The organism is Acetatifactor sp. (assembly GCF_982438285.1).
Genome location: NZ_CEWDFQ010000247.1, coordinates 1 through 4730 on the forward strand (window position 1 = coordinate 1; position 4730 = coordinate 4730).

General features: G+C 43.4%; 5 protein-coding genes and 1 pseudogene. 1 reads left to right on the plus strand and 5 read right to left on the minus strand.

Going from position 1 to position 4730, the window contains the following annotated elements:
• Positions 1 to 229: 229 nt before the first annotated feature.
• From AC1WIP_RS11590 to AC1WIP_RS11605, 4 genes and pseudogenes are all read right to left on the minus strand, one after another.
• Positions 230 to 628, minus strand: coding sequence for a DUF2461 family protein (locus AC1WIP_RS11590; RefSeq protein ID WP_481141976.1), 399 nt, complete (start codon positions 626 to 628; stop codon positions 230 to 232).
• 186 nt (positions 629 to 814) lie between these two features.
• Positions 815 to 934 (minus strand): annotated as a pseudogene (locus tag AC1WIP_RS11595) (GNAT family N-acetyltransferase); the annotation flags it as partial.
• Positions 935 to 1000: 66 nt separating this feature from the next.
• A complete protein-coding gene (locus AC1WIP_RS11600; RefSeq protein WP_481141977.1) occupies positions 1001 to 3043 on the minus strand; it encodes a M56 family metallopeptidase in 2043 nt (680 codons plus the stop codon).
• 4 nt (positions 3044 to 3047) lie between these two features.
• Positions 3048 to 3407: a BlaI/MecI/CopY family transcriptional regulator gene (locus tag AC1WIP_RS11605; protein ID WP_481141978.1), complete on the minus strand. Its 360-nt coding sequence runs from the start codon at positions 3405 to 3407 to the stop codon at positions 3048 to 3050.
• 247 nt (positions 3408 to 3654) lie between these two features.
• Here AC1WIP_RS11605 and AC1WIP_RS11610 point away from each other — a divergent pair, with 247 nt between their 5' ends.
• Positions 3655 to 4533, plus strand: a complete 879-nt coding sequence (locus AC1WIP_RS11610; protein ID WP_481141979.1) for a MerR family transcriptional regulator — start codon at positions 3655 to 3657, stop codon at positions 4531 to 4533.
• A gap of 7 nt (positions 4534 to 4540) precedes the next feature.
• On the opposite strand, the gene AC1WIP_RS11615 is transcribed toward AC1WIP_RS11610, so the two are convergent.
• The coding region (locus tag AC1WIP_RS11615) for a hypothetical protein (protein WP_481141980.1) at positions 4541 to 4730 on the minus strand (190 nt) is incomplete at its 5' end.

Genomic DNA, 4730 nt, shown 5'->3' on the forward strand with positions numbered 1-4730 from the left:
GCATAGTATAGCTTAGCCTCTAGAAGCTCGGCAGTAGTCATTACATAGTGATGCTGATTGAACAACTTTCTCACATTTTTAATATCGTTTTTACGAACCATTTGTCCACCTCTATTTAATTGCCTCAAATTCGTTTATTGGTTAGGTACTTTACTATACTATATGCGATTTCCAAATAAAAAGTCAATAGTAAACTGCCTACTTGAAAATCAAATAAGTGGGCAGTTTACTATAAGAGAAATTTGCGGTTTTCATTTTGTTGTTCCAACCTCGATAGAATAAGACTTTTCGGCACTTTGAGGATTTTCTGTTTCATCATATTTTTTATTTTATCAATCTTTCCCCAATCATTCATCGCAATGTTTTTCTGAAAGTAAATATTTCTATAGTTGTAAATCTCCTCTAATAATCCCTCATAATTTGATGGAAACCTCTTTTGGTATTGTTCTCCAACAACATGTATGTCCTTATCCCGCAGTACCTGCTCTATCATGTCAGAAAAACCTTGCGGATTATTATCTATTTTTGCCCGTATCCTTCTCATCTGCGCCGGAGTAGCAGAGTAATATCCCATGCCAAGCCTGATTCCATAGGGTGAAAACTCTATAAAAAGGCAGGAGCCGGACATTCATTTGATTGAACTGTTACCCATAAATTTTCCCGCAAATAAGGTTTGCGTCCAAATCTTTGTTCATTATAGGGTCTTGCAACACTTTTTCCTGGATTTATATCTATATTCACTTTCTCGCGCAGCTTATTACCCACTGTAAAATATAAATGGCTTAAAGTAATCCGTATCTGTTTAAATACTTCCTACTACGGACATATCTATATCGTCGGACAACTTATTTGCCGCGCGAAGAACTATAATCCTTGTTTTTACCATTTCATCAATATCTTCAAGCGCTGCGAAAAAATAGTAATTCTGTCTTATCTCCCCTCTCTCCATGGCTGTTTTATATCATCTATGTTTTCTTTTCAAGCCTCCTAAAATATCCGGTTATTCACAGGGCGAAAATTCATGGCTGCAAATAACAGAATAATCACCTTCTGCGCCATGCACCACCTTTTCTTCTGTACCAACATTCTCACCGCATACCCAATATGAGCCGTCTGCTTTCTGAATGACCATATTATTTAAATGTCTTGGGTAGATATCCCCGAATTCCGCAATATTATCGTAGTCTGTGTTATATTGCAGGCTTTCCTCCCAGACCATGGAAGCTTCTTCTGTGCTCACCTGTGGATAACCTGCCACAGCCAGATTCGTCCAGACCATAACAACATTTTCTGCGGCCAGCGCAGGCTCATCCACCACGGAAACGTCTGCAATGCCACAATTCCCGGCACTGTTATAGCCCCAGGTCCAGACCGTTCCGTCCTGAAGCAATGCTGCATGGTTGAACCAGCCCCCTGTGACCAAAACTGCATTTTCTAAAATCTTTTTGGGTTTTTCTATAAAATATACCTTATTTGACAGATAACCGCCCTCTGCATAAACTGTCCCCCAGGTCCAGACTGTCCCATCTTCTCCCAGACAGACAATGTCATCCCTGCCGCAGCATGCGTATACCACATCCTCCATCAGCAGAACGGGTGTTGTAACGGTATAATGCTCTCCATTCACATACTGCGTCCAGTCAAATTCTTCGTACTGCTGCAGGGCTCCGCATCCGGCATTTCCCATGCCATAAAGCTTGTAGTCTTCCGTGAGAAAAATGGCAAACCCTTTTTGCGAATAATCTACATGGACTACATTTTCGGCAATTTTTACCGCTTCACTGTAAAACTCATAATCCTGGGTTCCCTGTCCCAGCTGTCCGTATTCATTCCTTCCGCTTCCCCACAGCACACCGTTCTCATCAATAGAATAGAAATTGGAGGGATCTCCCACATTTGCAGCATAGTGTTCCGCGATATTCAGGGAAACCTTTAATGGAACCGGCTCAGATGTCCCAGCCTCCTCAGATGCCTCAGTCCCCTCAGATGCCTCAGCCCCGTCCGGTGTTCCATGGCCTTCGGCAGCAGCTGTTTCCACTGGAGAATCATCCCCATCAGGAATTCCAGCCTTGCGGGTGGTTGCCAGACACAGGATGAGAATGCCAGCGCAGGCAGCCAAAGCTACAGCTATACCCCTTTTCGTCTTCCTGAAAGCCGCCAGATTCTTAATCCTGCCCTTTATATCTCCTTCCCCGAAGCCAACCGGAAGCCTCCGGATAAAACGGTGCTTTGTTGAAACCGCCAGCAGGGAGGCAGAATAATCCGCCCTGATATTTACGCCCAGCTTCTTTATCACAGCCTCATCGCAGCTCATTTCCATATCCCTGCAGAAAAGGATAAATGCAGTCCATACCAGCGGATTGAACCAGTGGATGCACAGTGCGGCAAACGCAGCCAGCTTTGCAATATGGTCAAAGCGCCTGATGTGAAACTGTTCATGCAGAATAATGTATTCCTGTTCCTTTTCACTGAAATCTCCCGGCAGATATATCCTGGGCCTTAAGATGCCCATAACAAATGGGGAAACCGGTTCATACATCATATAAATATTGTCTTTTAAATGGATTGCTTCCGCTGCTTTACGGTGAATCCTGACAGCAGATATCACAGAATACAAAAGCATCAGGCCAATTCCAGATATCCAGACATACTTTCCAATTAAGACAAACAGCTCCTGCCAGGAAATTTCCGCATCCTTCCCATGATCCATATAAGACTGCCCAGGCATGGCCCCGGTGGTTTCAGGTGCATCCACCGTCTCATTGCCAGTGTAGGGAACAGCAAAGCCGCCTTTCTCTGCCATCAAAGCCTGATCCCTTTCTGCTGCAGGCTCATAGAATGCGGGCTTCAAATCTGGGATAAGGCCGAACACTGCTTCCGGTGTGAACGGACAGAGAAGCCTGAATAAGACAGCACTCCAGAGCATATAGGAAATATACTTGGGAAATCTTTTCAATAAAATGCGCAAAATCATCACGATTACAATAATCAGGCTTGCCGCCCAGCTCATATCCATTATCTTCAAAAAAATCTGTTCCAGCATGCGTCTACCCCCTCATGGAATCAATTATTTTCTGGATTTCATCGATTTCTTTGTCTGAAAGCTTCTTTCTCGTTCCAAATGCAGCCAGAAAGGCAGGCAGAGAGCCGCCGAACGCTTCCTCCACATACAGCTCGCTTTGACGTGCATAGAACGCTTCTCTGGATACGAGCGAAGTCACCGTCCCGTTCTGATTTTGAAAGAGCCCCCTTTCGCACAGCCTTTTTAGTACAGTAAAAGCTGTGGTCTTTTTCCACTGAAACTCCTTGTCTGCCAATTTCGCCAATTCTCCCGATGAAACCGGCTCGTTATCCCAGATCATGTCCGCGAATTTTGCTTCCGCAGTTCCCATTCTCAATTCACCCATATCACCATCCCGCTCCATTCTACACAGTGTAGTATATGTTTATACTACACTGTGTAGAATAAACTGTCAATCTGTTCTTCAATATTTACCCTAATCCTGTTCAAATACTAAGCAGAAAAGTACCGATGTGAAATTTTTCAAATTCTCTTGACTCTCACGCTGCGTAATATTGTATTCTTTTCTCAAGGGAAACATAATAGATGTGACCAGTCAGTCCCGTTTTCCTATATTGAGAGGAGCTGTTTCGATGAAAAGCATAAGCCAGGTTGCCAAGCTGACTGGCGTCAGCATACGGACACTTCAATACTATGATGAAATCGGTCTGCTGAAACCAAGCGAACTCACTACAGCCGGTTACCGCCTGTATGATGATGACGCATTACAGACCTTGCAGCAAATCTTGTTTTTTAAAGAACTAGGATTTCCGTTAAAAGAAATAAAAGAGATTTTGGAGAAACCAGATTTTGACAGGATTGCCGCTTTCAAAAAGCAAAAAGAACTATTCCTTCTGAGACGAGACCGCCTTGACCGGCTTATACAGCTTCTCGAACGCTTAGAGAAAGGAGAACCATGTATGAGCTTTAAAGAATTTGATCTGTCTGATTATATCAACGCTTTGGAAGCTTTCAAATCCAATCAGCCGGAAGCAGTCATTCAGCATTGGGGAAGCATTGAGAATTTTGATATGTTCGTCCAGAAAATCAAGGATGATGAATACCATGTGGCCAAACTTGCCATCCAGCAGTTTGGCAGTATTGAAAAATATACCGAGGAGATGAAGCATAATCTGAAGCATTTCTCTGAACTTATGGAGGAATGGCGTTCACAGATACCGGATGACATGCGGACAGAGGATAAATTTCTTAAGCTGGCTTCTCATAAAGGGGAAGATGTGGCTTCAGAACCGGTTCAAAGCATTGTTGGGGAAATCATATCTGGCGCTCTGGCCGCCGCCTCTAATCTACTGGTCGGCAGCGCAGAAAACTACTGCAGGATTATAATGGACACCTATTCCAACGATTATCTGAGCAAAGTAATGGACACACAATATGGTGACGGAAGCAGCGAGTATATCGTGAAAGCCTTTTGCTATTATTCTGAAAATAACTTCGCAGAAAACAATTAGGGCCATTTTAGAGCCAGCTGGGAAAAAGCAGCCCCGGAAATGCCCATTTTCTATGCTTTTTCCCAGCTACACAGCGTTTGCGGATTTTTAGCATCAAAATAGCATCAGGCAAACCACTTGTAACCACATGAATATTATAGTCAGAAATATACAACGACGCAGCCAGCTTTTCACCATTCTGTTCTGTAATAAAAATC

Excerpts from the sequence above, each read along its gene's own strand:
- AC1WIP_RS11605 (WP_481141978.1), bottom strand. The coding sequence starts at position 3,407 with ATGGGTGAATTGAGAATGGGAACTGCGGAAGCAAAATTCGCGGACATG.
- AC1WIP_RS11600 (WP_481141977.1), bottom strand. The coding sequence starts at position 3,043 with ATGCTGGAACAGATTTTTTTGAAGATAATGGATATGAGCTGGGCGGCA.
- AC1WIP_RS11590 (WP_481141976.1), bottom strand. The coding sequence starts at position 628 with ATGTCCGGCTCCTGCCTTTTTATAGAGTTTTCACCCTATGGAATCAGG.
- AC1WIP_RS11610 (WP_481141979.1), top strand. The coding sequence starts at position 3,655 with ATGAAAAGCATAAGCCAGGTTGCCAAGCTGACTGGCGTCAGCATACGG.